We start from the raw sequence: 25,427 nt of genomic DNA, 5'->3' as shown, positions 1-25,427 counted from the left end.
TTACCAGCATCCTCGCTCATCAGCGTTATCATCGTCATCGCCGACCTCATCGGCATACTCCATCGCCCGGATACGGGCTGGCAATGCCTGACAGGCCGCCTCATCCAGCACAAAACCGTCCAGCGCGGCGGCGCGGTTGGCCATACAGAGCGCCACCGCATAGTCGCCGTGACGGCGCGCGCCCTGAACGCCTGACGGCGTATCCTTGCTGCGGCCCTTGTCAATTTGCGGTATCCCGTTCACTACCTTGATATGCAGCAAATCATCCAGCGTGGACTGATGGCGGGCCAGGGTCAGGTTTTGCGCTTCCAGCTCACCTTTCAGTTTGGGCATCCATTCGGCATACCATTTTGCCGAGAGCGTGACGCAATCCACCATGTCCGGGCCGAAATGCAGCCGGGCGGCTTCGGCCAGATAGCCGCCGTTGCCGGTGGCGTCAAAGGCGGCCCCCACCAGACGCGGCAGCCGGGTCAGGATGGTGAGCATTATCTGCTTTTGCTGGTCATAGGTGACGTTGCGCAGCTCGACGCGCAGCGCCTCGCGCTTGCTTAAATCCGGGGCGATGGCCAGTACCACAAACACCGACAGATCGCCCTTGCGAGCAAAGTCCTCGCCGAAACAGTAACGACAGTCCGGCGCAAGGGTCGTCAGCACCGCCTCGAGGTGCGCCTGACACCAGGCCTCCACTTCAGCTTCACGCTGCGCGGCGCTCCACAGTTCAAATACCGCCGGGGCCTCAAAGCGCAGCAGGGGGACACGGCCTGTCGGGGCCATCGCCGCCTCAATCAGCGGGCGGGCAAGATAGGCACCGCCCGACTTGCGCGGCACACAGCCGTATTCCTCCTCGGCACATTCGCGATTGGGGGCATTTTTATACAGGTTATCGCGCCACGATTTTTCGGCGTCAGGCGACCACATCTGCCCGGTGACCGTGCAGATACGGCGATACAGTCCCTCGCCAATCGCCTCATCGAGCGTGATGCGGTGCAGGCTGTAATCCTTGCGCCCTTCGCGGGCGTCCTGAATGTAGGCATTAAACGGGTTATCGACCCCGTTATGGGTGGAAATCAACCGCACCCGCGCGCCCCACATGTTGAGCGCCAGCGCCGCCTTGAGCAGCTCTTCAAGGGATTCATGGAACGCCGCCTCGTCAATCACCACGTCGCCCTGCAAGCCACGGAGGTTGGACGGGCGAGCGCTTAACGCCTGAATTTTAAAGCCGCTGTGCGGAAAGCGGATCATGTACTGGAGAATTTCCTCGTGTTTCTCGCTGTCCCAGAAAGTGGACTCGTAAACATCGGCCTGGGCCAGCTGGTTAAAGGCGCGGGCAAACAGCGCGCAGGCGGCAATATATTCCAGCGCCATCTCCTTCTTGCTGCCGACGTAAAACACGTTGCGTCCGCCATCGCGCCGCGACTTGCTGGCGGTGATGACGTTGCGCCCGGCCTCGGCCCAGGTCAGGCCGGTACGGCGGGATTTTTCGGCAATGCACACCGGGCTGTCGTCGAGGAACCAGCGTTGTTGATAAGGCAAAAACACCGGTTCATTTTCGGGTAACGCCAGTGATTCGGGCACATCGACGCCGCAGGCGCGGGTGGCCTCGCGCAGGTCAATTTTGCGCGGGTCGGTCAATCGGTGCATCGGGGCCGGTTGTTCAGCGGTTCGCATTGTCTGTTTCCATTAAAAATCAAACCGTTAAAAAATGCATTAGGCCTTACCCAGCAAAATGTCGCGGATTTTGCTTTCCATCTGGTGACTCATGCCCTCTTGTCCACGGAGCGCTTCACTGACGGCATTCGCCGCTTCCTCAGCATAAGCCTGGCGGATTTGTGCCTCGCGCTTGTGGCTCATCTCTGCCGTGCGCTCCAGGCGCTGGGCGGCCAGCATGGCTTCTTTGAGAAAATCAATATCAATCTCGTCGTTATCCTGGCTGGCAATCTGGTGCTTGCGGATGCCCTTGAACAGCAGGGAGCGCGCCATCTCCATAATCAGCCGCGAGGTTTCGCCGGTGGGTTTTTCGCCCAGTTCAGCGGTCAGGGCGCGGGTCTGCTCACGCAGCTCGCGTAAATCCCGCGCCACGCGCTCGTTTTGCGTTGCCAGCCGGTTCACCCCTGAGCGGGACAGTTGTTGCTCGACCGGGAGGCCTGCGGCATCAATCAGGCGGTTAATCTCGTCCACAATCTGTAACTGGGTAATGCGTTTTTCTCGCAGCAGGGCAAACAGGCGTTGACGAATATCCGCCGGTAATAAATCCACCTTACTGGCGCGCCCGCGCGTGAGGTTTTCTTCCATCGCGACCTCCCTAGCGCCGACGTGGCTTCTTCACGCCCGGCACGGTTGCGCGACCCTCGGCGACCTCCTGCCCGCGCCCGCTCAGATGGGCCACTAGATAACCCCCGGGCAAGGTATCAAGCCGCAACAGGTCCTGCTCCGCCAGCCAGGCCAGTAACACGCGCACCCGGTCGCGCGACACCTTATGACCGTAGGCGTCGAGGCAGTCCTGCAACACCGATTCATTTAATTCGCCGTGATACTCATTCAGTGAACGCACTATCACCAGGCGTTGGTCTTGCGTCAAAATATCGTCAATCATCCGTCACTCCGGTAAAGGGCTTTTTCCACCAGTAACTCTAGCTGATGCGTCACCGCCTGCAAGCTGGCGCGGGTTTCTTTCAAATCGCCGCGCAGCTCGGTGATTTCCACTTTCAGGGCATGCACTGTCTGTGCCGACGGCGCATTACCCAGCTGGGTTTCTACCGTCAGCAGACGGGCGTTAAGGCGCTCGACCTGCTCGCGTCCGGCAAAGGAGCGGCGCATCAGCCACATAAACAGCGCCCCTGCGGTGCTGGCAGCAGAGAGCGCCGGGGCAATAGAGTCTTTAAGCACGTTAACCCACACGCCGCCGCTCCCGTCGTGCCTGGCAGGCCACACAGCAGCGCGCCTGGGGCATCACGGCCAGCCTTGCCGGGTCTATCGGAACCCGGCACGCGGCGCAATAACGCGCGGGCGGGGTTCGGGTCCGTCCGTTGTCCGGTATTGAGGGGGTTATCGTTTCCATCGTTTACTCATCATGGGGTTGCTCTTGTCGGTAATGCTCGGCCTGGCGCAACGCGGCCTTGTCGGCATTACACTGTTTAATCACGGCCAGCAGTTGCAGGGAATAGTCCACGCTGGCCCCAAAGGTCAACGGCTCCGGTGGTAGCGGAGCCGGACAGGCCGCCAGTAAGCCTTCAGGGAGCGGTACGGGCGGCAACGTCACCACTTTCACGGGCGGCGCGGCGCACCCGGTCAGCCACAGGGCCAGGCACAGGCTCACGGGCACAATTGACCCACGATAACCGCTGGCGCACCTGTTGGCGGTCCTTTTCGCTTTCTCCGCGCAGGTGTTGTTTTTCATGCGTGACGGTCTGCTCCAAGGTATGAAATACCTGCTGTATTTGGCGTTGCTCTGCCAGTGCCTGCCAGGCTTCGTCCCGCTCCTGGCGCAAGTCGTGCAGCGCGGTTTCCCGCAGGCGTTCACGTTGCCAGAGCCAGCCGGCAGTAGCGAGTAATAACGCCAGCAGGCACAGCGTCAGCCCCGTTTTAAGTAACGTGTTCACAGCGTCGCCTCGGGGTCAGGCAGTCCATGCCGACACAGCCATTCATCGGCGGCGCGGCGATTGACCAGACCGTTCAGCGTGACGCCCTTCACCTTAACCCAGCGACGAAACTCATCGCAGGCCGCCGGGATATCGCCGGCATTCAGGCGCTTTAGCAGGGTCGAGCGCGCAAAGGCCCCCGACCCGACATTGTGAATAAACGCCGCGAGCGCCACGCGCTGCCCGTCTGACAGCGGTACGGTGACCTGCTGGTCAATCACAGCGAAAGCCTGGCGCATATCCGCCGCCAGCAGGGCCTCACATTGCGCCGGCGTTTGGGTCGTCTCGGGGGTGATATCGCTACCGGTATGGCCGTAGCACACCGTCAGCACCCCGCCGCTGTCGGCATAGGGCTGGAGGGCGTGACCTTCCCAGAACGCGGTATAGCAGGCGGCAATAGTCAACAGACCGGCACCGGAGACGGCGAGGAGTTTTTTACGTAACGGGTCGGGCAACGGCGGCATAGCGATACCTTGATACAGGGATTCCTGGTCACAGGGTAAGCGTTGCGTGATAAGGCGGGGGATTACGCTCCGTTAACAATCCGTCCCCTGGGGGCCAGTCGATTGTTCGGATACGTTAGCAGGGGTTAGTCGGCAAACAGGGCGGGTTGGGTACGCTTGACATAGCGCTGGCGCTGGGTGGCAATCACTTTATAAATCTGTATCTGGCCGAGCCGGTATGCCTTGCGTAGCGTTTCAATCGGTGTGCCCTGCTGCCAGCGGTGGAAAATTTCATCGTCGCGTAACGCCGTAAGCAGACTGTCGCCTTTGGGCAAATAATAGTTACGCCCACCCGCATACGCGGCCAGGGCCGCCGCCATTTTACGCGCCAGAGGGCGAGATTGGGGGGCGGTAAATCCCTGGCGTTGCAGTTCATTATCCATCACATCCACCAACGCGGCGAGTAATTGTGGCCACTGAGGCTGTAAGGTTTCCTCATCCACCGTGTCTATTCGGTCAATTAACGCATGCAGCTGGGTATCATCGGCGAGTAAATCTGCTTGTTGTATCTTCATCGTCTACCTCATCAGGTGAGTTGAGTAATAATGTTATTATACAATATATTATCCCATAACCCTAAAGCGAGACGCCCCTTCTGCCCACGGTGAAGATACCCCGTTACCGACGTTATGACGATACACGGGTCTCGGCCTCATAACGCTGACAAACGCGCGGATAACTTTCAGCCGGCGTACCCGGGGGGAGTGTCGCCAGCATGCAGCGCCGATGCCAGCGCTTAAGACTTTCAAGCACCTTGACGGCCAGGGCGTTATCCTGATTGAGCCAGGCCAGCTGTGCCACCCCCAGGCCACCGTTCTCCCTTGCCGTGGTACGCCTTATCCAGGCATTCAGTGCTGCCTCATCGCCGGACTGCACAAACCCCTGGCGGTGCATGGTCTGCCAGATGGCAAGGATTTTAGCGACCGGTGACGCGGGTTTAACGCCGCGTAAAACCGGCTTTGAACGCACGGTAAAGCCTTTTTGCTGAAAGGCATGTAACACCCTGACCAGCTCGGGTACCGTCATTTCCCGGCAACTGGTTTTATCGGCGCACACCTTCATCAGCGCCGCGCGGTAGGTCGCTTCGTCCAGCTGCAACTCCCGACGGGCCACATGGATAAGTTTGATTAAGGTAGCCCGGTTCATGACTTATCCTTCCCCCGTGTTTATCGTCGCCGGTTGTTGGGTCAATAGGCGTTGCGACAAGGCGTCCAGCTTGCGCACTTTTTCATCGTCAATCATCGCCGCCAGACCGTTCAGGCGAAGCTGGGCGAGCATGATTTCCATGTCCGCCACGGTTTGACAGACTTGTCGCATATTCTGCCCCTGCGAAAGAAAACGGCACAGCGCGCCGGCCAGTGCCCCACAGCGCTCAATGGTTTTTAACATTTGCCGGTCATGGCGCCAGGGCGGCATCATAAATAGACTGTTCATTCACTGACATAATATGTCCTCGGCTGAATTTGGCGCGCACGAAGCCCTGACGCACGCGCCGGATTTAACACTATTAGAACCTGAGTTCGGGATAAGGAATATAAATTTTTTCATTATATATTCAATTACTTAAATTAAAATTATTACATAAAACAGTGCTAAATTTTGGCTTTTTTCATGATTTTAGCAGAGAAAATAGCTTATTTTTTAACCTACAACCAACTAAAAATATTCCTTTTTTTATCATTTTATTGATTTTAAAAGGTTTTTATTGATAAATGAGCTATTTTTATTTTCTCATAACTAACGCTTATCCCGAACTCAGGTTATTAGAGGTAAAACGAAATAACGCGCGCGGAATTATCCGGCGTCTTTTTGTTCAAAAGGCTTGATTTCAAAGTCCTCCACACCGTTTTTCACGGTAATGCCGACAATCCCTTTTACGGCACTGGGGTCGTTTAAAATCGCCTCCTTGTTAATTTCTTCCTTTACCCGAATAAAACGTTCAAGCTGCATACGTCGGAGTACCTCCAGGACCTCATCCGTATGACGGATAGCGCAGGAGGCTGGACGCAATCGCCAACTGACGGTACCGGTGGTAAAGTTGACCGTTTTCACTTTACCGTCGAGCGTCAGCGCCTGACGATGCGCTTCACACCAGGACTGGATACCGTTAAGTAATGCCTTGCCTTCTTTTTTCAGCTGTTCAAGCCTGGGAACATATTGCCCGGTAATATTGGCAATCGCGTCATTCATCTGCGTCTCGGTGCGCACTTGTTCCCGTTTCAGATCGCCCAGGGTTTTTATCGCCTGGCAGACCGCTTCCCGACTTTGTGGTACGGCTTCGCTCGCGGGATTTTTCATACGTTGCACGCTATTTTTCATCGCTTTTATCACTCCTGTGGTCTCTTCTCTTCTGTGGTGTCCCAATACACCAGACACCCCTCAATCTGGCGGGCATACACCTGACGGCGCTCTCCCTGGCAGCAAAGGGTGATTTCCGTCGCGTTATCCCTCTCCCCCGGGCGTACCGGCGGGGTGATTTTTATAAACGGGCGCTGGCAGTAACGCCGGGTATGCAGGATGTCGCTGCCCGCCTGACGTAGCCGGCGGCGCACGGCGTTCATGGCATCAAACATGTTCATCATGATGACCTTTCCTTATTCAGCCTTTTCATTGATAACCGAGCCTCATACAGTAGCGTGCTCAGTAAAACCGGCCCCGATTCGGACGGCACTGACCGCCCGGACAGCAATGCCCGTAAGGTGTGCCAGGCGGCGTACCACGCCTGACGCCGGCTTGGGCCAGAGAGATAACAGCCCAGTTGCAGCGCTTCCCAGACATCCACATCAAATCCCTGCCACCGGTAATACTGTTGCTGGGCCGGGGGCAAGGTCGCCGCCGCCATCTCATACCGGTCCAGCCAGAGGTACGGCGTTGCCCCGCGTGACAGGGTAATATTGGGCCGGATAGTGCCATCAACGTTATAGCTGGCGTAGCGGGCCATACGCCGCAGGGCGCGGACTTCATGGCGTAAAGGGTTATTCATCACTGGCTCTCCTGAGTAACTGGTTCATGTCATGACAGACCTGCATCATCACCTCCTGCGCATCCGGCAACACATAGAGCGCGTCTCCCCGGTTGCCAAACGACACTAACAGGCTGTGTGACGATTCCAGCGAGACAGACACCACCCGCCGGGTATTGAGCAGCACCTGGCGTCCGGCGCTGTCGGTAAAGAGCACACCGCCCATACTCACCCCCTTGCCGGCAGCAGGTCGGTATCGGTATACACCTCCCTGAAGGCCGCCTTGATGTATTTTTCCCCCAGCTGGACCTGTGCATCACCGCTGGCCATCAGCCACGCCTGGCGCAGGGTGTGCGACAATACCCGCAAGGCACCGGCTTTCTGGGCAATGGCCTGTACCAGCGTCAGCTCACTTTCGCCGGTAATGCCCCAGGCGGCAGCAATCGCGGTCACATCGGCTTTTTTGGCCTTTAACAGCCGTTTGGAGCGGGCGATACGGCTGTACAGCCGAGCCAAGTCATCCGCCCCCTGGGTTGAGCGGGCCGATTTCGACAGGCCGCGCGGGTTACCAATCAGCACCATCCCGACCCCGGTCGCACCCTGAATGGCGCGCAGCTGCTCCAGGCCGTCAATGCCCAGGTGGTCAGCCTCATCGACAATCACCAGCCCGTGAGTGCCGGTCAGCCGCCGCCGTATCGCGCGCGCCAGCGTCCCCTTGTTTTTGGGCAGGTCGCTAAGACCCAACGCTTCCGCCAGCTCCAGCAGACACTCGGTAATGCTGGCGTGGGCCGGGGAAAGGGTCACCATCCAGGTATTGGCATGCTGGCAGTACTGACAGGCAGCAAAGGTTTTGCCCACCCCCGGCACCCCGACAATCACATTCATGCACTGCGCCAGCCGGACAAACTGGAACACCGCCCATATCTCCTTGACCGTGGCCGTCTCCACAAACTGCGGCGGCGCGGGCAAAGTCTTTTTTTGCTGATAATCCGTCAGCCAGCGGGTTAACAGTTCACCGACGCGCTGGTTATTGCCGTTATAACTACCGTTGATAAAGCTGGATATCACTGCACTCGACTGGCCGGTTTCACGGGCAATCTGCGCCTGTGTGACCTGGCCTGAATCAATCAGTTGATGCAGCGTCTTGATAAGATCATCATTTTGAGTCATCATCTTGCCTCTTTGAAAGAAAGTGTTTTTGTGTTTCGATAAGGCCATTCGGTTTGCCGACCAGATGGCTTTTTTACAACAGCGGGTCAATCTGCTGGGCTTCCAGTAATGCCAAACCCCGTTGTAACGCGGCTTCCGCATCAAGGTCGCTCTGTTCTTCAACCTCAGCTTTTAATGCGGTATTCCCCAATTGCCGATAAACATTGACCGGTAAGCCGAGGTCATTGACTTTTTCAGCCGGCAACGTCAGGGTATTTTCTGCCTCTGCTAATGCCACTTTCTCCTCACCCCGCTTACGCATCCCTTTGATACGTTGCTGCCGGTTGTGGTATTCCGCCGTTACCGGGAAGGCCAGCTGTTTATTGCCGTCCCACAGGGCGTCACAGAGGTAAGTACCGTCCATACGGCGCACGATAACCTTGCTGGCATCGTGAATGTCGTAACTGATTAACACCTTGCGGTCGTGCTCCTCGGCCAGTTTGGCGGCATAATAAATATTGTTAAGGAAACGGATTTCACAGCGCCTGACCGTGCGCTCGGTCTGTGGCATAAACAGGTCGCGCAGTTCAAACTGTGTCAGCCACTCCAGCTCGGTGGCTTCGTTTTCCAGCTTCCAGCGGCGAAACTCGGCCGGACTGTAATGCTGGCCATCGGGGCGTTTGGGTAATTCACTGTGCGGACGGGCGTTGTACCACTCGACCCCGGCCTTGATTTCATCAATCAGCCTCTCCCAGGAGGGCAGCTTGCGTAACGTGCTCTGCTGGGCGACCGTCAGTGCATGGCCCTTTGCCTGAGCGTTTAAGGCGGATTTAAGCGCCTTGCCAGTCTTGCGCACGGTTTCCCGGTCAGCGCCGGTACCGTAATAAGTGGCAAAGCGGCGGGCAAGGTACATGGGCAAGGTACGGTTAAGGCGTTCGATAATGCCGCGCCCCTGGGGATTGCCGGCGATACCGGTCGGGTGGTCAATCTCGAGCCGCCGCAGAATACCGGTCACGTCTGCATCCAGGGTGAGATTGGTTTCACCACTGCCGTTATCTGAGTAGTAGAGAAACGGTTTGCCGTGAGTGGCAATGCCATACCGCAGGGCATCGGTAACGGCAATCACGTTCTCGGAGAGCGACAGGCTCCAGCCGGTGATATAGCGGCAGCTGCCATCGATAATAAAAGTCACTTCCGGCGAAAAGGGTTGACCGTGGTCGGGATGGGCGACTTTCATCTTCATGCCGTGACCGTCGCCAATCCAGACGTAGTTAACCGGCAGGCTGGTCCAGTCGCGGCGGACAAACCCTTCCAGCTGGCGATATTCGCTGCCGGTTTTGCGCCCGCGCTGTTTGACGATTTCGGGGAGTTTCTCCATCGCGTACAGCACCGCATCGTAGGAAGGCTGCGCGGCCAACATCAGCGGCTCATCGGCATAGCGTTGTTGCCATTCGGCGCAAAAATCCACATAGGCCTCTTTCATGCTGCACCCGTTTGGCTTGCGATAGTGCGCCAGATAGTCATGTAACCAGGCTATCTGCTCCGGTTTGACCACCTCGCGCTTACCCGGTGCCAAGATAATCAGGCGCTCGGCGGGCGTGGCGGCTTTTTTGTAGTCGGCCAGCCAGCGCTTAAGGGTGATTTCACTGAGTTGACGGCTTTTGCCCTTCTTGGCATTAGCCACCTGTGCCGCTTGCGCGATGCTTTCGGGCAACTGGCCTTTTTTCGCCTGCTGGACAATAAAGCGGATGGCCTGTGCGCAGCTATAACGCGGCTGTTGGCCGATAGTAAGGATATGCTGTACCAGTAACATTCTCGCATCGGCAATCTGGCGCTGCTTGTCCGTCAGGTCGGCCAGTTTATTGCCAATCAACGCAGGGCAACGGCGATAAACGTCCAACTTGCCAAGCTTCTCCGGATCGGTGTTGACCTTTGATACAGTGGGTTGTTTGGCAGCATCATCCACCGGTGCAGCGATCATCAGTTGTTGAAGATGACGCTCACGGATCGCGTTCTGGGCTTCAGGTGGTAAGCAATCAATGTGGTACTCGTAAGCCTTGGTGCCTGGACGTTTGCGTTTCATCGAAACAGAACCAGCGGCCCATTTATTTAGAGACCAACGCAAGCCTTGCACAGTACTAGGTAAACCAGGTATCCCGATTAATTCATTCACTGATACAAACATAATCAGGCTACCTCACGGGCACGACGATACCGACTTGGCCAGATTTCTTCAGGAGCAACACCGATCGCCTCCGCAACAATACGTTCGTATTTTTTACAGGGGCGATATAGCACGTTTTTTAGTGAATCTGGCTTTAATCCTGCCTGAACGGAGAGCTGGCGAAGTGTGAACCCTTTCACATGCACCGCAGCCACAATATGTTGGCGGTGCCAATCACGGTTTAAAACTTCATTTATAAGCATTATTCGATTATCCTAAAAGGTTAGATATGCAGATAACATGGGTGTGTTATCCATAGATATTATTATCTTAACTTGAATCAAAGTAAAGCAAATTAGCTCCTTTCTTTTCGTTTTTAACACGAAAATTGCTCAAGTTAAAACAAAGCCTTTTGATTCAATAAATTAGAGGAAAAGAAAATGACAGATGCTAAAAGCAAAGATTTTTCTTTGCAACATACTGAAAAAGAAAGTTTTAAAGACCGATTGAAAGCACTTATAGGTAGCAGAAGTGTACGAGCAGCCGCAAAAGACTGGGGGATTCCAACATCAACTTTGAATAACTACTTAAGCAAAAATACTCAACCTTTACTAAGTATGATTCAAAAAATCGCTTGTAAAGAAAATGTCAGTATTGATTGGTTAGTTAATGGCCAGCAGCCACAACAGCCACAACAGCCACAACAGCCACAACAGCCACAACAGAATGAGTCATTACTTGATCGTAACTTGCAAGATCTTAATGCTATTTTAAGGTCGTTGGAGCCTGTAGAACGGGAAAAGTTAGCTAGATTACTTGGGCGCAAAGGTGCTGAATTATTAGCTTTATTACTAGAACAGGGGGGTGTAGATTTACTTAAACTTTCAGGAGAGGCAAGGGAGGCAGCTCTTAGTTTGCAGGAATTACCACCTAATCGCGTAAGAGAGATTTTGCGTGAAATCAAGCAATGTAGTACCCTTTCTGAAGAAATAAATCATAAGCACCAAGCCAGTGCTTGAGGCGCTTGCTAAGCTAATGCTTTTTACTATATTAAAGCTATTTTAAAACGGTATTAAATCCATTGCAGTAAGTATCAAATATTTTGCCTATAGGCTCATTTTTGTTCATATTTTGCTCATCGGTATCAAATAGATAAATCCGAGCTAACCCTAAGAAATCCCATGAGTTCCCGCCAATTCCCGGATGTTCCCACAAGTATCAAATAAATTACTTCTTTATACACCATATACAGATTTCCATCGATAGGATCGATAAAAGGCCATGGATCTCTGAAATTCCAGTATTGATTTTGTTCTTCTGTCTGATAATAAAAACCATCCGCCGAAAATAACTGAATCACTTCGTCAAAACCTACCATTCTAACTTCAGTGTTTGATGTAACAACACGACCACAAATTTTAGCCATACACGCGCCTGGTGTGACACAGGAATAATATAACTCTATTTCACCTTTATCATTGATCAGGATCGGTGTGCCAGCCCATTCTCTGCTGGTAGGTGAAACCCCTTCTTGCATCACTCGACCACCGAATTCCCAACTTTGGCCATCTCTTGAATACCAGTAACAGATACGAGCACGACCATGACGGTCATGCCAATCACTTGTTATATCATATCGACCATCTTTATATTTGAATAAATCTGGACGTCTTTCAGCCGTTAACGTAAAAATGATTGACCATCCATTAACCGAAACAATCGTTCCATCGAAATTCCTCAGCGGCATGGTATCCCAGATAAACAACGTTTCATCCATAACAGGAAAATTATAATCAATGAGGGGTTGAGTCATGGTTGGATCATCAATACAAACTTTAAGAGCATCAGCTCTGGTCCAACGACTACTTTTAAATTCTATGTTAGTCATTTTATATCCTCAAAATAAATATCCTACAAAACACGATTAATAAAAAATTTAATAAAGTCATTTTTTTATTTTGTTACTTATTAAAATAATTAGTAAAGATAATTTTGTTATTTTTTAACTTGACATTAAAGATAAGGTTTTTTCATTAATACATTAAAATATTTCCAAGTTTATTTTGTTATTTTAATGTTTATTTTTAATTTAAAATTTAATTAAAAAAATAAATTTTAAAAAAATTAAATGAAAAATTGCCATTAGCATTTTCCAAGATATTCATCCTATTGCTAACATAGTGAAAATTTTAGCGCTAAATTGCAACATTCAACGATAAATAGTAAAACCTTCAATACCAACGCCTAAAATAGACTAGCGAAAACTTGTTTTAATACGAAAAAATTTTAACGCTTTTTAACAGTAATTATTCTGCTATCATCCTTATTGATAATAGAATTCAATACTACTAAATTTTACGGAAAAATGGATTTATTATTAGCTGCATGTACATCAGCTAATAATATAATCATCAGTTAAGACTATTATATATTGGTGAGATAATTATCCAATAACTGAAATGAATATCTATTTAACGAAAAAACGACTATTATCTGTTGAGCAAAACTTTGTTCATTATCAGGTATATCCTTACCCAATAAAGCCTCTAATGCTGACTTTAGCACAGCTGGCGGAACCTCTGTTAAATTATCACTAAAATATTCTGCATATAATTGTAAAAAATCATCAATGCTTATTTTTTTTAAGACTAACTTTGCTATATCATATGTTAGTGATTCAATAATGCTGTCCGCTTCATTATGATCTACTGCTCGGGTAATGCGACTATTAATCGTTGTAACGTTTTTGTGTAAACCAAGTAATTTATTCCAAAAATTATGATTACGCATGTGTTGCTGATTAATTAACCATAGTTGAGTAAAATTAAAATAACTCGATGGCAAAAATGTTTTAGGATACGGCAGCCACCATTCGGGATTTTGCGCAATCTTTTCACTATAAGTTAATGGATAAGCTGTTACTTTTTTACCTAATTCATTCGCTAAAATCTTTCCGGAAGGATATCGGCCAAAAGCACCAAAGCATGATTGTAACTCTATAGCGCCGACACTTCGTAAATCAATCGAATTTTCTGTTCTTAAAATTAACCCCTTAACAACATTTGCAAATTCAATCGAATCCATATAATTAATAATCGATGGTGCGCCATGTGCTCTGATAAGTAATTTATTACCTTTTAAACCAAAAATGGAATCTTTCCCTAACAATCACGAGTTTCGCACAAAACTAATTTGGGTACGCTAATAAAACACGGATTTGCTCAGTAATAGCACTTTTGATTACGTCCCAATTTTGCACGAGTTTCGCACCAATAAAAAAACGCTCTATTTTTAAGTTTAATTCAGCATAATATATAAATAGAAAAAATCTCATAAATTAAAAATAACTTATTGTAATTTAAGTAAATTTATACGTCTTAGCAAGTTACAGATTAATTATTGTTCTGAAGCCATTTCTAGAATTTTATATGCCCGTGCGAAACTCGTGTTTTGTTGATAAAGGGTTATTTTTTCAGATATACGACGTTTATGTTGTTCAAACCACGCAGAAATAGCGAGAAAAATATGATTTCTTTGCGCTCGCCTCGTGCGAGCCTGACAGCGTTCAATACCACAGTTTTGTTTAACTTCTCGATGATAAACTTCAACAGACCAACGGGCATCCATGATAGATTTGAGGTATTGACGGGTGGGATTCTCTTTGTTTGTTACTATGTAATCAATACGGCCGTTTTTGGCTGTAAATTTGAAAACGGTTACCCAACCATATCCTCGCAAGTGTATTGACGTTCCTTCTTCTGAGATGTCTAACTTGTTCAGTTGTTTGTTATGGTTAACAATCCTATTTTTCCTCAGCGTGGTTACCCAGATCCAACCATGAGAGCAAATTGATTTCAGGTTATCCAGGCTAGAATACCAAGCATCCATCACTACGGCTTCTGGCATGATCCCTCTTTTTTTAGCAAGAGTGAGCATTTCGGAAAAGTGCGTGTTTTTTGTTTTTCCATCAGAATCTTTATCATAAATACGATAATTGATAGGAATTGATTCAACCTTCGTCAGATCATGCCAAAGCAAATTAACTAAACCTATGCCAGCAATAACATCATGTTCATTACCTGAATATTGATAATGGACCATCTCTATTTTTTTACTACGTGTTTTGGCAATCAATGTATCATCGGCAATTAGTACGCAAGGGCTTTTTTTGTCTATAGAAGGTTCAACTAATCGCCATAGGTCTTTAGGTCTAAAACATCTACTTTTTAGCCATCGGCTAACAGTGTCATGAGATAAAGGCGATGGGCTTACTTCTGATAACGCTAAACCAGAGTATCTTAAACTGCTTACTTGTAAGAATGTTTTATAGATATCTTTAATACATGGATAACCCGACAAAATATGAACACCCTGATTTTTTCTTGTTTTTAAATTTATACTTCTTTTTTGGAGATTGCGTAACTCGTGACAATGACGCTTGCCGCATTGCCGATAAGTTAACCTTACCGGCCGTTACTTGATAGGGACCAAATTTACCATCAGCAAGTTGGGTAAAATTACCACCAAAAGCTAATTCCAAATGATCTGCATGCCTAATTGCAAACTTTCCATCACCCAAGCTAACCATTAATTTCTTAACTGTATAATTATTCTCATGAAAAGCAACCAGGCTAACTTTGGGTAACGACGCTAATTCAGAATAATGATTAATTTGTTTTTGATTAGTAATCAACTGTTGTAACGCCTTTTGATGAGTATTGGAGGAATATAGTGCTTTCGCCACGTCATAAAATACCAATGCTTACTCAGAAGATAACTCGCCTGATTGCTCTAATAGCTCAGCAACACATTTTGCTGAATTTGCGATAGGCTCTGAGGCTAATTTTCTAGCAACTTCTTCTATTGGTTGGCCATAACTATATTTTGCTCCTTTAGGGTAACCAGCCCAAACATTCAATCCTGCTGCTTCCAATGAACTAGAATGTTTTAAAATACCGCTGTCAAATTGGCCTAATTGTTCTGCTGTAATAATTTTCTTGCCATCGCCTAAATTAACATCCAATAGGTTATTTTTTACCCCGGCAAAACGACCATTACCAACACTGACCATAGCATGTACTGGCCTATCTGTATTAGCCAGCGTTTGGGTAAAAACAACAAGTTCTCCTTGTTTAATTTGCAAAAGCTCATCCATGGTGGTTATTTTTTTGACATTATTAAATAAACCACTATTATGCAAAAAATTAGTATAATGTTTTGTCTTCTTTAGATTTTCAATTAATGACCGTTCTTGCAACTCATTGATTACATTGGCTTGCTTTAATATATCAGCAATATAAAGTTCGGCAGTTTCATACTTTGTCCCAGTCAGCATATTTGAACGAATAACTTCTCTTATACGATTTCTTGGAGCCAAACCTAAATAACTCATCATATTAGTCCTGTTAATAACATTAATATTCTGTGGTTGCGACCGCTATCTCTGCCGTTTTTACCGCTATGCTGGACGTTAAATTTCGGTTTATTCCATAATGAGACAAGTCACTAAAAATATTATCTTGAGTAGCAAATACTTTTTTAGGTAATTTAATCTTCGCATAAAGCGTAGCTGCCTTAGAAATGATCTTTTGTAAAACCACAGTGGAAATCCTGCCGGCAACTTCTAAAGCCATCGCAAAGGCTGCTTGTTTTAGATAACTATTACGTTCTTCCGCTGTATCACTAATAGCTGCCTGGCCAAGTAAAGGTATCACAGAAATTAAACTACCATATAAAAATGCCCCTAAAGGTCCCATAAAAAAACAGCTAATATCAATAACTTAATATATTCAAATGTATTAAATATGTTATCTTCACTATGAGAAAAAACTAGTACATCTATATCAGCAAGATACTTTTCCAATATATTTTCATATAAATAAGAATAATCTTTACCCTTCTTTATTAGTTTTAATTCTAAAGCAGCCATTTTATAATCAAGCGGAAAGTGATAATTAAACCAAGCACTTATTTCTTTATTATCTTTTATTTGATTTTTCATATCACGTAATGAACTAAATTGAAGGCGTTGACCGGTAGTGATCGAGGATCACACTAATTGGAGTATTTTCAGGATGGATATATTGATAATTAATTTGGTCTAACCCAGTCCGATCTATTATTTCAGGCTGCGCATAAACTAACAGTGATGAACAATTTTCGATAAGATAATAAGGTTTGCTTTTATTATTATAAACAGTAATTAAATCATCGATATAATGATAAAAATTATTTTTTAAATTATTATTACTTTTTGATAGTTCTATTTTATTAGTATAATCAGCTTGAATATCAACTGAATCAATAACGTCGATTATTTCTTTATTATATTTTAGAGGAAATGATCTCAGTAAAGAATAATTAATAAAACCTAATTCTTTTGATATATATTGTCTATCTCTACCTATAAGAATATCATATATTGTAAATTTTTTAGATTTACTAACTGGGTGAGTAGCATCCAAATATCCAAAACCCCGTCTTATGATTTTATAATCTACTTCATCTGTTAAAGAAAGGTTTTTCACCCGATATTTATTACCCAAATCAGATAAAAAATTAGTTAAATATTGCACTGAGCTCAGTATTAACTCATTAATATCATTTACTTCTTTTTCTAACTGTTGAAAATTTTTAATAAAGTAATAATGCTCTTTGATATTTTCGCACTCTTCTTCCAGATAAGAAATTAAACCTGGTTGAAACTCAGCAGGAAACTTTAGTTTAATATGATCTCTTTTTGATAATGGTGAATCAATTTCTTTTATATGTCGTAACATATATTCATAAATTGTTGTTATATCAACTTGAATTCTACCTCGTTCATCTTTGTAGCTATAAACATAATTTGTTGATATAAGATCATCTAATGATAATTTACCAAATACATGTGAATCGGTTTCATAAATAGATGCTAAAACAGATATTGCATAAATATTTAATGTTTCAATTTCTGGTTCAATAACAGATTTACCACTGTTAAATTTTGTTACTATTCTATCCGATACGTTAATCATTTCATATAATTCTGCTTTTTCTGCGACAGTTTTATTTTGCCAACCTTCTGCATGCAGTCTAATTATATTCTGGATCATATCTTCTCTTTTAAAATGTATAGGTGTTCTTACTATACTTTTTAATTTATTTTCATATAATGCTTCAATCATATTTAAGTAGTGATCAGAAACATATTTATCCGTTTGATCAATTAAATTAATTATGTTATCTAATCCATAGATAAACACTTTGCTACTATTGTCTGATAGAGAATAATAAAAAATTTTTTTAATTATATTGTTTAACGCTTGAGTAAATCTAAAAATAGGAATTGTATTTACTGAAAAACCTATAGTACTAAGTTGATGAGCACGAGTAGATTTTTCTGCTATCAACAATACTTTACGATAAACTTCAATATCATTTTCAATCTCAACTATTTCATTTTCAATTATTTTATATTTCTCTTCATCTGTTTTTAATAACGTTAATTGCTGTCTACAACTGTCTAGTTGTAATTGTTTTATATTAATTTTATCTTTTACTGTAAGATAATAACTCAACCCAGTTATATTATTTAGATGTTTTATATTATTGTCAGCAGCATTAATTAAATTGAGAACATCAACAAGAATTTCGCTTGAAATCGTTTTTTTTAATTGAGTATTACGTATATTTTCTGCTCGATGAGCACTCATTGCATTCATCATTTCAAAATGAGCAGCAATATCAAGCACTTCCTCTGAGGATATCACTGTTGCCATATTTTCATCTAATCTTTGTTTTGCTGATTTATTGTTTTTCAGCTTATTATTATTACTATTAATGTCTGTTTTTAATTTGACATGATTTATATTAGTAACACTACTAAAGGTTATTTCGATAAATACGCTCTGCTTTATAATATATAATTTTTTAAATAATTAATAATAAAAACCAGTAATAGCATAAATAATATTTATTTTTTATTATGGCAGATACGCATCTGAAAATAGAAATAATTTATACAATTAAGTCAAACATAGCATAATACACTAGTATAAATTTAGCTAAAAAAACTAAAAACCCCCCAATTCCTATCGAAGAAATGGGGGCAATAACTATTTATTGGTTATTAAAAAGAAAAATAAAGGTGCAGTTTATTTTTCTATAGGGACGAAGAAGATTCTATTTGAAATTTGATCATTATTATCGCAATTCCTAGTTCTAATATACTGTTTAAAATAAACTAGATACACATTAACGCTTATTTTTAGTTACCATTAAACAATTTCCCATACTATAATAGTCCTCCCAGAAATTAATTCTGGAATTAACAAAATAGCTTTCTATAGCGATATCGAGTACCCTTGAAACTTTGATCAACCATTCAACATTAATCTTAACTTCTCCTCTCTCGTAACGAGAGAGATGTTGTTGGCTTATACCTAATAATGCTGACAGATCTGCTGCCGAAATTTGCAATTTTTGTCTTTTTTTTCTTATCATTTGTCCAATATTATAATTTATACAATCCATAATATTCACCATCAAATTAGACATTTAGCATAATGGTATGTTAACTAAAATGTTAATCATAATCATGATGGAAAAATTAATAAATACTGAAATATAACATTTAAAGAAAATAAAAGACTAACTTATGATAAACAATTTATTTTTTATTAAAAATAATAACTAATAATAATTAATATCAACAATTCAAGTAGTTATTTAAACTTTTTTTGAATAAAACATAATTAATATCATATCGTGATATTGTAGTAACTTTATTTCTTAACATATAAATTGGTTGATAATCAGGAGCTCCAATCCGCTCAATTTTGCTACAAACCATCTTTCTTTGATTTTCTTGCTGCATAAAATTTTTCAAAATACGCCAAAAAGAGTTATATTCGGCTGTAGTTAACAAAGCTAAATTTTCAGTCAATAAATCATGATGAACCTTTCTGGCATAAAAAGTATTTATACGATTTGCATCATAATAAGTATAACTCCCGGCTAATAGATAGAGGAAAATACCATTTTTATATTGATTTATTTTTATGCAATCTACCATTCCCTTATACAAAACTATCGGTGTAGATTTATTTAGATTACTTTTTACTTTGTCACATTCTAAATTATTATTTAAATCGCTGCCTGAAAAATTACTCTGATCACGAAAATTATGGCAACCACTGATAATGCAAGGAAAAAATATGATAAGATAAATAAAAAAAGTTTTACTTACCATTTATAATCCTTCCTCTTCATCTTCTTGGGCTTTATCATATATTTCACGAAGTTGAGTAAAAAAATAATATTAACTCCAGATTTTTTATTTACCTCTGAGAAATCATTACCATTTGTAGCCATTATATTTTCTCTCAATCTATCATCTAATAATTTAGTTTCTTTAAGAGAGGATGGTGCAATAGATGACACAATATTATCAATTATCGGAATTTTCATGCTATTATCCTAAAGGTTAAATGTTATCAATAAGTTGATCAATATTTTTGATCACTTCTTTATAAAAGTATTTTTCTTGGATAGATAAATTTATATGTTCTAATATAAAATTATGCTCAAGTCTTATCATATTATCTTTATATTTAATAAGAAAATAATTTTCGGCATGATAATCAAAAATAATATTTTCTTTTTTAAAATCAATACTATTAATAATTTTATATTCCAACTTTTTATATAATTCTGGCTGAATAATAATAAGTTCATCTGTTGCTGAACTAGTAGAAAAACTAGCTAAATAGCTATTAATAAAATAAGAAACCAACTTTTCATCATTTATAATATTAACCAAACTTTGACTAACTTGATTTAGTACTTTTTGCTGCATTGCATGATAAATATCATCAGAATTTTTAAAATAACAGATAATATTATCAATAATGCTTTTTAATCCGGCTTTGTAGCCGATCAAAAATGCTTCTTTGGTTATTCTATCTGACTCTTTGACTGCATTATTAACTACAGTATTGGCATAATTCCTTGATTTTTCTGCAATTGAACATGCTTTATTATGTTCAGCCAATATCTCTTTTTTTAATAAAACATTATCTATTATATTGATATCTTTTTGCATATTGAACAGCTAACTTTAATAAACTAAATTGTGGATTTATTTTTGCAAAATTAGAATCATTATTGTCTATTCGGGGAAATAATATCGCCAATCGCTTTATTACTGTATCTGATAAATAGTCTTGAAATATAAATAATTCATTTCTGGCTAATAACCAAAAATCAATATCAGCAAAATCATTTTTTTCGACAAGAAAAAAATCATCAATAATATTTAACTTACAAAAGTTTCTTATATTTTCATCTAATTTTACTATTTTTCCACTGTGAAATAATAGAGAACGATAGCGTAAGCAAGCTAACATAAAGGAAACCTGCAACATGCTCTTCCAATTTTCTATAATATATCTTTCAACATAATTTTGATTAAAAGTACTATCAATCGGAAGAGAATAAAAATTTATTACCACACTATTAAAAATCGATCGACAAACTTTATTATTAAAAATTGCAGGAATAGAAAAATGATCGCGATGCATCCAAGATATCGGATCATACAAAAAAATTAATTGTATTACTAGACATAACCATTTATTTATTACTTCTATCTTTCATAATAAGTTTTTCTTTAATGAAATTTGTTACCGAATTATTATTCATCGTCAGTAAAGCGGGTGTTTTTCTATTTTTATTTATCAAGAAAAATAGAAAAAAGATGATTAAAATAATAAAAACATTAGCAGAAAATAGCCATATTAAACCAGATGTTGCCCCTTGATGACTAGATGTTAATTTTAATCGGTTTATCTGTTCCATTTCTGTGGTAACAACAGAAATATCATCATAGCTTACGCCATTGACGCTATTTTTTAAAAATCTTTTTATATCATTAATTAATAGATTTACATCTTTAATCGTATCATTATATTTAATCAATGCCGAAACATGATATTTTTGTTCTTTTTTGCTTTCAATACTATTCAACTCATAGCTAATATGCACATGGGCAGTTACGATACCTTCAATAGAATGTAAAGATTGCGCTAACCTCTGTTCAATTCCTGAATAGAGGCGTGCTTTTTCAGCTAACGGCGATGATACTAAGCTATCAGATGGAAACATTTGCGCAATTTCTAATCTTGGTTTACGTGGTAAACCATAACGGTTAATTAAATCTACCGCTGGAATAAAATCTTCTTTTTCGATATAAATAATATAACCCGATTTAGCGCTCTCTTTTTTATATGGATCAATATTATTTTGTTGTAATAAAGCGATAACTTCATTAGCTTGATTTTGATCCAAATTTTTAAGAAGTTCCTGTTCATGACAGCCCGTTAATAATAACAGTAGCCAAATTATGCTGAGATAAATTTTTTTCATACTAGGTTTTCAATAATATTTCAACCGCATTTACTCCTTTACGAACTAACGTTTGTAATAGTGAAATACGTAAACCATAATCTGCGGTCCTTTGCTGAAGATAACCTAGATACTTCGGATCCGAAATATTGATAGGGTTTTCTGCCATATTCAATATTTGATCATATTCCATTTTAGTTTTGTGAGATAACTTAGAAAAACTGGCTATTAAATGATTATCCAAGCCAGTTGAATCAGGAGTTAAGTTAGTAATATCAATAAGATAGTTACTAGCAAAAGAATTAAAAATCTTTGTTTTCATAAATCACTCTTAACAGAAATATTTTTCTATAAAATTTAGCTCACGTATTTCTAATTGTATTCATAGACGTCTCTTTAAGCGTTTTTGTTACGTTAGATTGGAGATTACGATACAAGGTATATTCAGAGAGTAGAGACTGATATTTAGCTAACAGCATGGGATTTGATGGATCTTTAGTTAATTCAATTAAGGTTGCATCAAGTTCTTTATTCATATTTACCACACCCTTATCAAAGCTGGCAGATTTTTGTACCAGATAACCACCAACAGACTGTGTTGTATCAAATTTACCTTCATCAGCCGGACCAACTTTAACACCGCTAGGTGATACAGTCATATAAAACCTCCTGTTAATTTTTATTAAAATAATAGTGAAATGGAGAAGTACGTATATAATTTTTACTACCATACCTATAAGATTTATCTTGTAGCCAGTCACTATTTAACTCAATAGTAAAATAAATATAATTCTTTTCCCAATTTTGATAAAAATTATTAATAAAAAGTTTTATTGATTGAATTTCCTGATCACTTAAATTATCTAAGATAAAAAAAGTAATACTATTTTTAGAGACAATTTTCTTATAATTTATTTTTAATTTTTTAATTCCATTTTCTGATATATTTTCAATATATTTATCACTTATCGACTGAAAGACTACATTTCTAACAAATAAAAAATCTTTTTTTAATTTATTAATAATATTCGATTTTTCTTTATCTGCTAGGCTTGTCCTTTCTTTACTCAGTGATATTACTGGCTGCTCTGCCTTATCCAGTTCAATAGAGTGAAAATAGGCTGATGGAAAATTTTTTCTTAACCACCAAGAAATAGCTTTTATTTGCTGCTTTCTCGATAATACTTTCACTTGATTATCATCATCACTATTATTCAATAACTTTTTAGCATGATAAACGTAACGTTCATTACTCGCTAACAGATATATAATATTATCCTGACCATAGCTTATGCGATAATGTTCTAAATCATTACGCAATAAAACAGAAAGCTTAGATATTTTTCTCTGCTCACTAGTAAAATAAAAATAAGCACATAAACCTATAAGTAATAATATCAATAAAAGAAACATGGTTATGGCTAAATAATTTTTCTTAACTGGCAAAACCTTCTCTGTCGTTATATTAATAATAGGGTAACGATAATGCAAAACTTCTGCGTTAAAGCTATCACTCATGTTACGAATCGCAAACGAAAGGTCATTAACATGGTATATTTCATTTAATGCAATAGTTTGTCCATTATCTATATTTTCATCATTGATTTCTCTAACAGTTATATTACCATTACTACTTAATGCATTATTTTCAACAACTATTTCAAAGCTATATTCGCGATCAACACAAGGAATATAAATAAGGTTATTTGGATATAAATTTCCCTTATGTATTGTCTCAATAGTGCTATCATTTGTAACCATAAAAACAGTATGAAGATTATCAAGCAAAAATTCACACCCAGCTAGTTTTCCACTCAGGATCCTAAAAACGAGCTGGTTATCTTTATTCATCTCCATACAGTTAATACTTATCTAATTATTACTTTCGACTAAGATATGTTTTTTTATAAAAAAATCATAACCAGATAATCATCAAATTATAATCATAATTAACGAAGGAAAAAATAAATCTCGTAATATTTACTAATGTAACTACTATATTTTGCTTGAAATTTTTTTATATCGCCCTTAAAAATTTGTATATGTCATCAACAGTTTCTATATTTTCAATATTGTTACTGGTAAATTTTATATGATAATAATTTTCTAGTTCAATAAATAAATCTATTAACATTAAAGAATCAGCCATGCAATCATATATTAAATGCATTTCTGGTAAAATTTCTTTAATTGATAAATTGAGGCATTTTGCAATAATACTATTTGTCATTCTGTAATCTAAAGCATCCATATATTATCTCATTATAAATGATGCAGCTAAAATTTTATTTAATTAAAATCTATACCGTATTAAAAATATAGTACTATTTATTAAATTTAATATTTTAAATTTTTATTATAGTTATCAAATAGAATCAATTATCTTATTTATAAAATTAAATTATAGCTATTTTAATTTTCACTAACATGAGTTCATCTTTTATATAATTTAGCAATAACTGTTACCAAATCAAGGATTTTTATTAATATATTGTGGCTGAAACTCTAACCGGTACTCTGGCTTCCATCCAATAATATTCACATTTTGAAAATCAGGCATCAATGATTCAGGCGGAGCACTAGGTGCTGTATCCTCTACAATTTTTTCATATGAACGATTTAATGTATCAAAAATCATAAATTCAAGACTAACAATATTATTAAAGCGCCTCAAGATATCTTTTTCATTATTGATAGTTGACATTCTTTTATCATAGAGAATATTAAAACTTGGCGAAAAAATTCGTCCATTTTTTATTTCGCTATCAATGATATTTTGTTTAATATCATATTTATTAAAATGAGCATATAATTCTGTTAATGCAAGTTGTTTAATATAATTAGAAAAAGATGGTCCATTTTTAGTTTCACTATATTTACTTAATAAATCTTTAGCCATTTTTTGAAATTTAAGTGCTTGTTCTACTTTTTTAGTGGTTGTCCCATCTAATATTGAAGTATCACATTTATATTTTAATATTTTTTTAAAAAAATCATTAAATTCTTCATATGATTTTTTTGTGAATTTTAGTTAAATCTGATGTTAGTATAAAATTAAATAGGGCAAAAAAGAGATAAAGATATTCTTTTTGTTCATTTGTTAGTTGGCTAAAAGTATTTTTTTGAAGCTATCAGGAGAATGAGTAAAAAATACCTGACAGCCTGTTTTTAATAGCTCGAATTGACTATCACAACTGATCATTATGGCCTTTTTTGAATCTGGCATGCTGTTCTTAGCTTTATACATGCGTTCATTGAGAGAAACATTGCCACTGTAATTAATATTACTATTTACGTTACAATCAAAGGCTAAAACAGATTGCTCAGAATATGAAGTAACAGCAATCGAATCTTTACTATTACTAACTTTTTGGATCCCTCTAGCATACTGGGTTGATATATCTTTAGAATAATTAGTTTTGTCTAGTGGCAGACTAAAATTTGCTGCTAATTTGGTGCTATTAATATAAGATGGATTAGGCATAACTCCTCTCCAATTAAGTAATAAGGAATGATTTATTCGATTCTAGTAATTCCCTAATTGTATTGGTCAATATTTTAATAACATTATCGTAAATAGCATTAGCATTTGAGTATTTCTGCGTCACGGTTTGTGAAAGAGTTTA

At 41.0% G+C, this 25,427-nt stretch carries 40 protein-coding genes; 1 reads left to right on the top strand and 39 read right to left on the bottom strand.

Annotation, left to right across the window (positions count from 1 at the left end):
- The 18 genes from V3224_RS11265 to V3224_RS11190 all read right to left on the bottom strand — a co-directional run bounded on the left by V3224_RS11265 (position 1) and on the right by V3224_RS11190 (position 10,679).
- Positions 1 to 1,668, bottom strand: coding sequence for a hypothetical protein (locus V3224_RS11265; protein ID WP_334467902.1), 1,668 nt, complete (start codon positions 1,666 to 1,668; stop codon positions 1 to 3).
- Between the two features lie 39 nt (positions 1,669 to 1,707).
- Positions 1,708 to 2,292: a DUF3486 family protein gene (locus V3224_RS11260; RefSeq protein WP_334467901.1), complete on the bottom strand. Its 585-nt coding sequence runs from the start codon at positions 2,290 to 2,292 to the stop codon at positions 1,708 to 1,710.
- Positions 2,293 to 2,302: 10 nt separating this feature from the next.
- Entirely contained in the window at positions 2,303 to 2,593 is a 291-nt protein-coding gene (locus tag V3224_RS11255) for a VpaChn25_0724 family phage protein (RefSeq protein ID WP_010618208.1), read from the bottom strand.
- Positions 2,590 to 2,898 carry a DUF2730 family protein gene (locus V3224_RS11250; protein WP_334467899.1) on the bottom strand — a complete coding sequence of 103 codons (309 nt, stop codon included), beginning with the start codon at positions 2,896 to 2,898 and terminating at the stop codon, positions 2,590 to 2,592. The genes V3224_RS11255 and V3224_RS11250 overlap by 4 nt, the downstream gene beginning before the upstream one ends.
- Complete coding sequence (locus V3224_RS29925) at positions 2,888 to 3,058, bottom strand: TraR/DksA family transcriptional regulator (RefSeq protein ID WP_442889627.1); 171 nt, start codon at positions 3,056 to 3,058, stop codon at positions 2,888 to 2,890. The genes V3224_RS11250 and V3224_RS29925 overlap by 11 nt, the downstream gene beginning before the upstream one ends.
- 3 nt (positions 3,059 to 3,061) lie before the next feature.
- A complete protein-coding gene (gene lysC / locus V3224_RS29920) occupies positions 3,062 to 3,259 on the bottom strand; it encodes an Rz1-like lysis system protein LysC (protein ID WP_442889673.1) in 198 nt (65 codons plus the stop codon).
- Positions 3,231 to 3,599, bottom strand: a complete 369-nt coding sequence (locus V3224_RS11245; RefSeq protein ID WP_334467898.1) for a hypothetical protein — start codon at positions 3,597 to 3,599, stop codon at positions 3,231 to 3,233. The genes lysC and V3224_RS11245 overlap by 29 nt, the downstream gene beginning before the upstream one ends.
- Positions 3,596 to 4,102, bottom strand: a complete 507-nt coding sequence (locus V3224_RS11240) for a lysozyme (RefSeq protein ID WP_334467897.1) — start codon at positions 4,100 to 4,102, stop codon at positions 3,596 to 3,598. Before V3224_RS11240 ends, V3224_RS11245 begins: the two co-directional genes overlap by 4 nt.
- 125 nt (positions 4,103 to 4,227) lie before the next feature.
- Positions 4,228 to 4,656, bottom strand: coding sequence for a Mor transcription activator family protein (locus tag V3224_RS11235; RefSeq protein ID WP_334467895.1), 429 nt, complete (start codon positions 4,654 to 4,656; stop codon positions 4,228 to 4,230).
- A gap of 112 nt (positions 4,657 to 4,768) precedes the next feature.
- Entirely contained in the window at positions 4,769 to 5,287 is a 519-nt protein-coding gene (locus V3224_RS11230) for a gp16 family protein (RefSeq protein ID WP_334467893.1), read from the bottom strand.
- A gap of 3 nt (positions 5,288 to 5,290) precedes the next feature.
- Complete coding sequence (locus tag V3224_RS11225) at positions 5,291 to 5,575, bottom strand: hypothetical protein (protein WP_334467891.1); 285 nt, start codon at positions 5,573 to 5,575, stop codon at positions 5,291 to 5,293.
- A gap of 360 nt (positions 5,576 to 5,935) precedes the next feature.
- Positions 5,936 to 6,460, bottom strand: coding sequence for a host-nuclease inhibitor Gam family protein (locus tag V3224_RS11220; RefSeq protein ID WP_334467889.1), 525 nt, complete (start codon positions 6,458 to 6,460; stop codon positions 5,936 to 5,938).
- Positions 6,461 to 6,468: 8 nt separating this feature from the next.
- Positions 6,469 to 6,723 (bottom strand): hypothetical protein, encoded by a 255-nt coding sequence (locus V3224_RS11215; protein WP_334467887.1) that lies wholly within the window; start codon positions 6,721 to 6,723, stop codon positions 6,469 to 6,471.
- A complete protein-coding gene (locus V3224_RS11210) occupies positions 6,720 to 7,124 on the bottom strand; it encodes a hypothetical protein (RefSeq protein ID WP_334467886.1) in 405 nt (134 codons plus the stop codon). The genes V3224_RS11215 and V3224_RS11210 overlap by 4 nt, the downstream gene beginning before the upstream one ends.
- Entirely contained in the window at positions 7,117 to 7,329 is a 213-nt protein-coding gene (locus V3224_RS11205) for a hypothetical protein (protein ID WP_010618224.1), read from the bottom strand. Before V3224_RS11205 ends, V3224_RS11210 begins: the two co-directional genes overlap by 8 nt.
- A gap of 2 nt (positions 7,330 to 7,331) precedes the next feature.
- Positions 7,332 to 8,273, bottom strand: a complete 942-nt coding sequence (locus V3224_RS11200) for an AAA family ATPase (protein WP_334468085.1) — start codon at positions 8,271 to 8,273, stop codon at positions 7,332 to 7,334.
- A 73-nt stretch (positions 8,274 to 8,346) separates the two neighbouring features.
- A complete protein-coding gene (locus V3224_RS11195; protein ID WP_334467884.1) occupies positions 8,347 to 10,437 on the bottom strand; it encodes a Mu transposase C-terminal domain-containing protein in 2,091 nt (696 codons plus the stop codon).
- A gap of 2 nt (positions 10,438 to 10,439) precedes the next feature.
- A complete protein-coding gene (locus V3224_RS11190; protein ID WP_334467883.1) occupies positions 10,440 to 10,679 on the bottom strand; it encodes a helix-turn-helix domain-containing protein in 240 nt (79 codons plus the stop codon).
- A 177-nt stretch (positions 10,680 to 10,856) separates the two neighbouring features.
- On the opposite strand from V3224_RS11190, the gene V3224_RS11185 reads away from it, so the two are divergent.
- Positions 10,857 to 11,435, top strand: a complete 579-nt coding sequence (locus V3224_RS11185; protein WP_334467881.1) for a helix-turn-helix domain-containing protein — start codon at positions 10,857 to 10,859, stop codon at positions 11,433 to 11,435.
- A 125-nt stretch (positions 11,436 to 11,560) separates the two neighbouring features.
- Here the strand turns inward: V3224_RS11185 and V3224_RS11180 are convergent, their stop codons facing one another.
- The 21 genes from V3224_RS11180 to V3224_RS11080 all read right to left on the bottom strand — a co-directional run bounded on the left by V3224_RS11180 (position 11,561) and on the right by V3224_RS11080 (position 25,409).
- The gene (locus V3224_RS11180; RefSeq protein ID WP_334470558.1) at positions 11,561 to 12,304 is read right to left on the bottom strand and encodes a glycoside hydrolase family 68 protein; all 744 of its coding nucleotides are present in this window, start codon (positions 12,302 to 12,304) and stop codon (positions 11,561 to 11,563) included.
- A gap of 536 nt (positions 12,305 to 12,840) precedes the next feature.
- Entirely contained in the window at positions 12,841 to 13,584 is a 744-nt protein-coding gene (locus tag V3224_RS11175) for a hypothetical protein (RefSeq protein WP_334470556.1), read from the bottom strand.
- Positions 13,585 to 13,812: 228 nt separating this feature from the next.
- Positions 13,813 to 14,775: an IS701 family transposase gene (locus V3224_RS11170; RefSeq protein ID WP_334470554.1), complete on the bottom strand. Its 963-nt coding sequence runs from the start codon at positions 14,773 to 14,775 to the stop codon at positions 13,813 to 13,815.
- Complete coding sequence (locus V3224_RS11165) at positions 14,753 to 15,175, bottom strand: hypothetical protein (protein ID WP_334470552.1); 423 nt, start codon at positions 15,173 to 15,175, stop codon at positions 14,753 to 14,755. The genes V3224_RS11170 and V3224_RS11165 overlap by 23 nt, the downstream gene beginning before the upstream one ends.
- A 3-nt stretch (positions 15,176 to 15,178) precedes the next feature.
- A complete protein-coding gene (locus V3224_RS11160; protein WP_334470550.1) occupies positions 15,179 to 15,811 on the bottom strand; it encodes a hypothetical protein in 633 nt (210 codons plus the stop codon).
- Positions 15,812 to 15,830: 19 nt separating this feature from the next.
- A complete protein-coding gene (locus V3224_RS11155) occupies positions 15,831 to 16,172 on the bottom strand; it encodes a hypothetical protein (RefSeq protein WP_334470548.1) in 342 nt (113 codons plus the stop codon).
- Positions 16,160 to 16,417 (bottom strand): hypothetical protein, encoded by a 258-nt coding sequence (locus V3224_RS11150; protein WP_334470547.1) that lies wholly within the window; start codon positions 16,415 to 16,417, stop codon positions 16,160 to 16,162. Before V3224_RS11150 ends, V3224_RS11155 begins: the two co-directional genes overlap by 13 nt.
- 13 nt (positions 16,418 to 16,430) lie before the next feature.
- Complete coding sequence (locus V3224_RS11145) at positions 16,431 to 18,176, bottom strand: hypothetical protein (RefSeq protein ID WP_334470545.1); 1,746 nt, start codon at positions 18,174 to 18,176, stop codon at positions 16,431 to 16,433.
- A 475-nt stretch (positions 18,177 to 18,651) separates the two neighbouring features.
- Positions 18,652 to 18,930, bottom strand: a complete 279-nt coding sequence (locus tag V3224_RS11140; RefSeq protein ID WP_052044881.1) for a helix-turn-helix domain-containing protein — start codon at positions 18,928 to 18,930, stop codon at positions 18,652 to 18,654.
- Positions 18,931 to 19,105: 175 nt separating this feature from the next.
- Positions 19,106 to 19,648 (bottom strand): hypothetical protein, encoded by a 543-nt coding sequence (locus tag V3224_RS11135; RefSeq protein ID WP_334470542.1) that lies wholly within the window; start codon positions 19,646 to 19,648, stop codon positions 19,106 to 19,108.
- The gene (locus V3224_RS11130; protein WP_334470540.1) at positions 19,642 to 19,866 is read right to left on the bottom strand and encodes a hypothetical protein; all 225 of its coding nucleotides are present in this window, start codon (positions 19,864 to 19,866) and stop codon (positions 19,642 to 19,644) included. The genes V3224_RS11135 and V3224_RS11130 overlap by 7 nt, the downstream gene beginning before the upstream one ends.
- Positions 19,867 to 19,882: 16 nt before the next feature.
- Positions 19,883 to 20,500, bottom strand: coding sequence for a hypothetical protein (locus tag V3224_RS11125; protein WP_334470538.1), 618 nt, complete (start codon positions 20,498 to 20,500; stop codon positions 19,883 to 19,885).
- Positions 20,472 to 20,978, bottom strand: a complete 507-nt coding sequence (locus tag V3224_RS11120) for a hypothetical protein (protein WP_032115421.1) — start codon at positions 20,976 to 20,978, stop codon at positions 20,472 to 20,474. Before V3224_RS11120 ends, V3224_RS11125 begins: the two co-directional genes overlap by 29 nt.
- 52 nt (positions 20,979 to 21,030) lie before the next feature.
- Complete coding sequence (gene sctJ / locus V3224_RS11115; RefSeq protein ID WP_334470536.1) at positions 21,031 to 21,822, bottom strand: type III secretion system inner membrane ring lipoprotein SctJ; 792 nt, start codon at positions 21,820 to 21,822, stop codon at positions 21,031 to 21,033.
- Position 21,823: 1 nt separating this feature from the next.
- Complete coding sequence (gene sctI / locus V3224_RS11110) at positions 21,824 to 22,123, bottom strand: type III secretion system inner rod subunit SctI (RefSeq protein WP_334470534.1); 300 nt, start codon at positions 22,121 to 22,123, stop codon at positions 21,824 to 21,826.
- Positions 22,124 to 22,163: 40 nt separating this feature from the next.
- Positions 22,164 to 22,460, bottom strand: a complete 297-nt coding sequence (locus V3224_RS11105; RefSeq protein WP_334470532.1) for an EscF/YscF/HrpA family type III secretion system needle major subunit — start codon at positions 22,458 to 22,460, stop codon at positions 22,164 to 22,166.
- 13 nt (positions 22,461 to 22,473) lie between these two features.
- On the bottom strand, positions 22,474 to 23,652 hold the full coding sequence (locus tag V3224_RS11100) for a PrgH/EprH family type III secretion apparatus protein (RefSeq protein ID WP_334470530.1): 1,179 nt from the start codon (positions 23,650 to 23,652) through the stop codon (positions 22,474 to 22,476).
- 166 nt (positions 23,653 to 23,818) lie between these two features.
- Positions 23,819 to 24,052, bottom strand: a complete 234-nt coding sequence (locus V3224_RS11095; RefSeq protein WP_032115423.1) for an acyl carrier protein — start codon at positions 24,050 to 24,052, stop codon at positions 23,819 to 23,821.
- Positions 24,053 to 24,271: 219 nt separating this feature from the next.
- Positions 24,272 to 24,700: a hypothetical protein gene (locus tag V3224_RS11090; protein WP_334470528.1), complete on the bottom strand. Its 429-nt coding sequence runs from the start codon at positions 24,698 to 24,700 to the stop codon at positions 24,272 to 24,274.
- A 201-nt stretch (positions 24,701 to 24,901) separates the two neighbouring features.
- On the bottom strand, positions 24,902 to 25,285 hold the full coding sequence (locus tag V3224_RS11085) for a hypothetical protein (RefSeq protein ID WP_334470526.1): 384 nt from the start codon (positions 25,283 to 25,285) through the stop codon (positions 24,902 to 24,904).
- A gap of 13 nt (positions 25,286 to 25,298) precedes the next feature.
- Entirely contained in the window at positions 25,299 to 25,409 is a 111-nt protein-coding gene (locus V3224_RS11080; RefSeq protein ID WP_334470524.1) for an IpaD/SipD/SspD family type III secretion system needle tip protein, read from the bottom strand.
- Positions 25,410 to 25,427 lie beyond the last annotated feature (18 nt).

Origin of the sequence: Arsenophonus sp. PmNCSU2021_1 (genome assembly GCF_036919435.1) — a bacterium.
Classification (GTDB): domain Bacteria; phylum Pseudomonadota; class Gammaproteobacteria; order Enterobacterales; family Enterobacteriaceae; genus Arsenophonus; species Arsenophonus nilaparvatae.
This window is presented reverse-complemented; position numbering and strand designations above follow the sequence as displayed.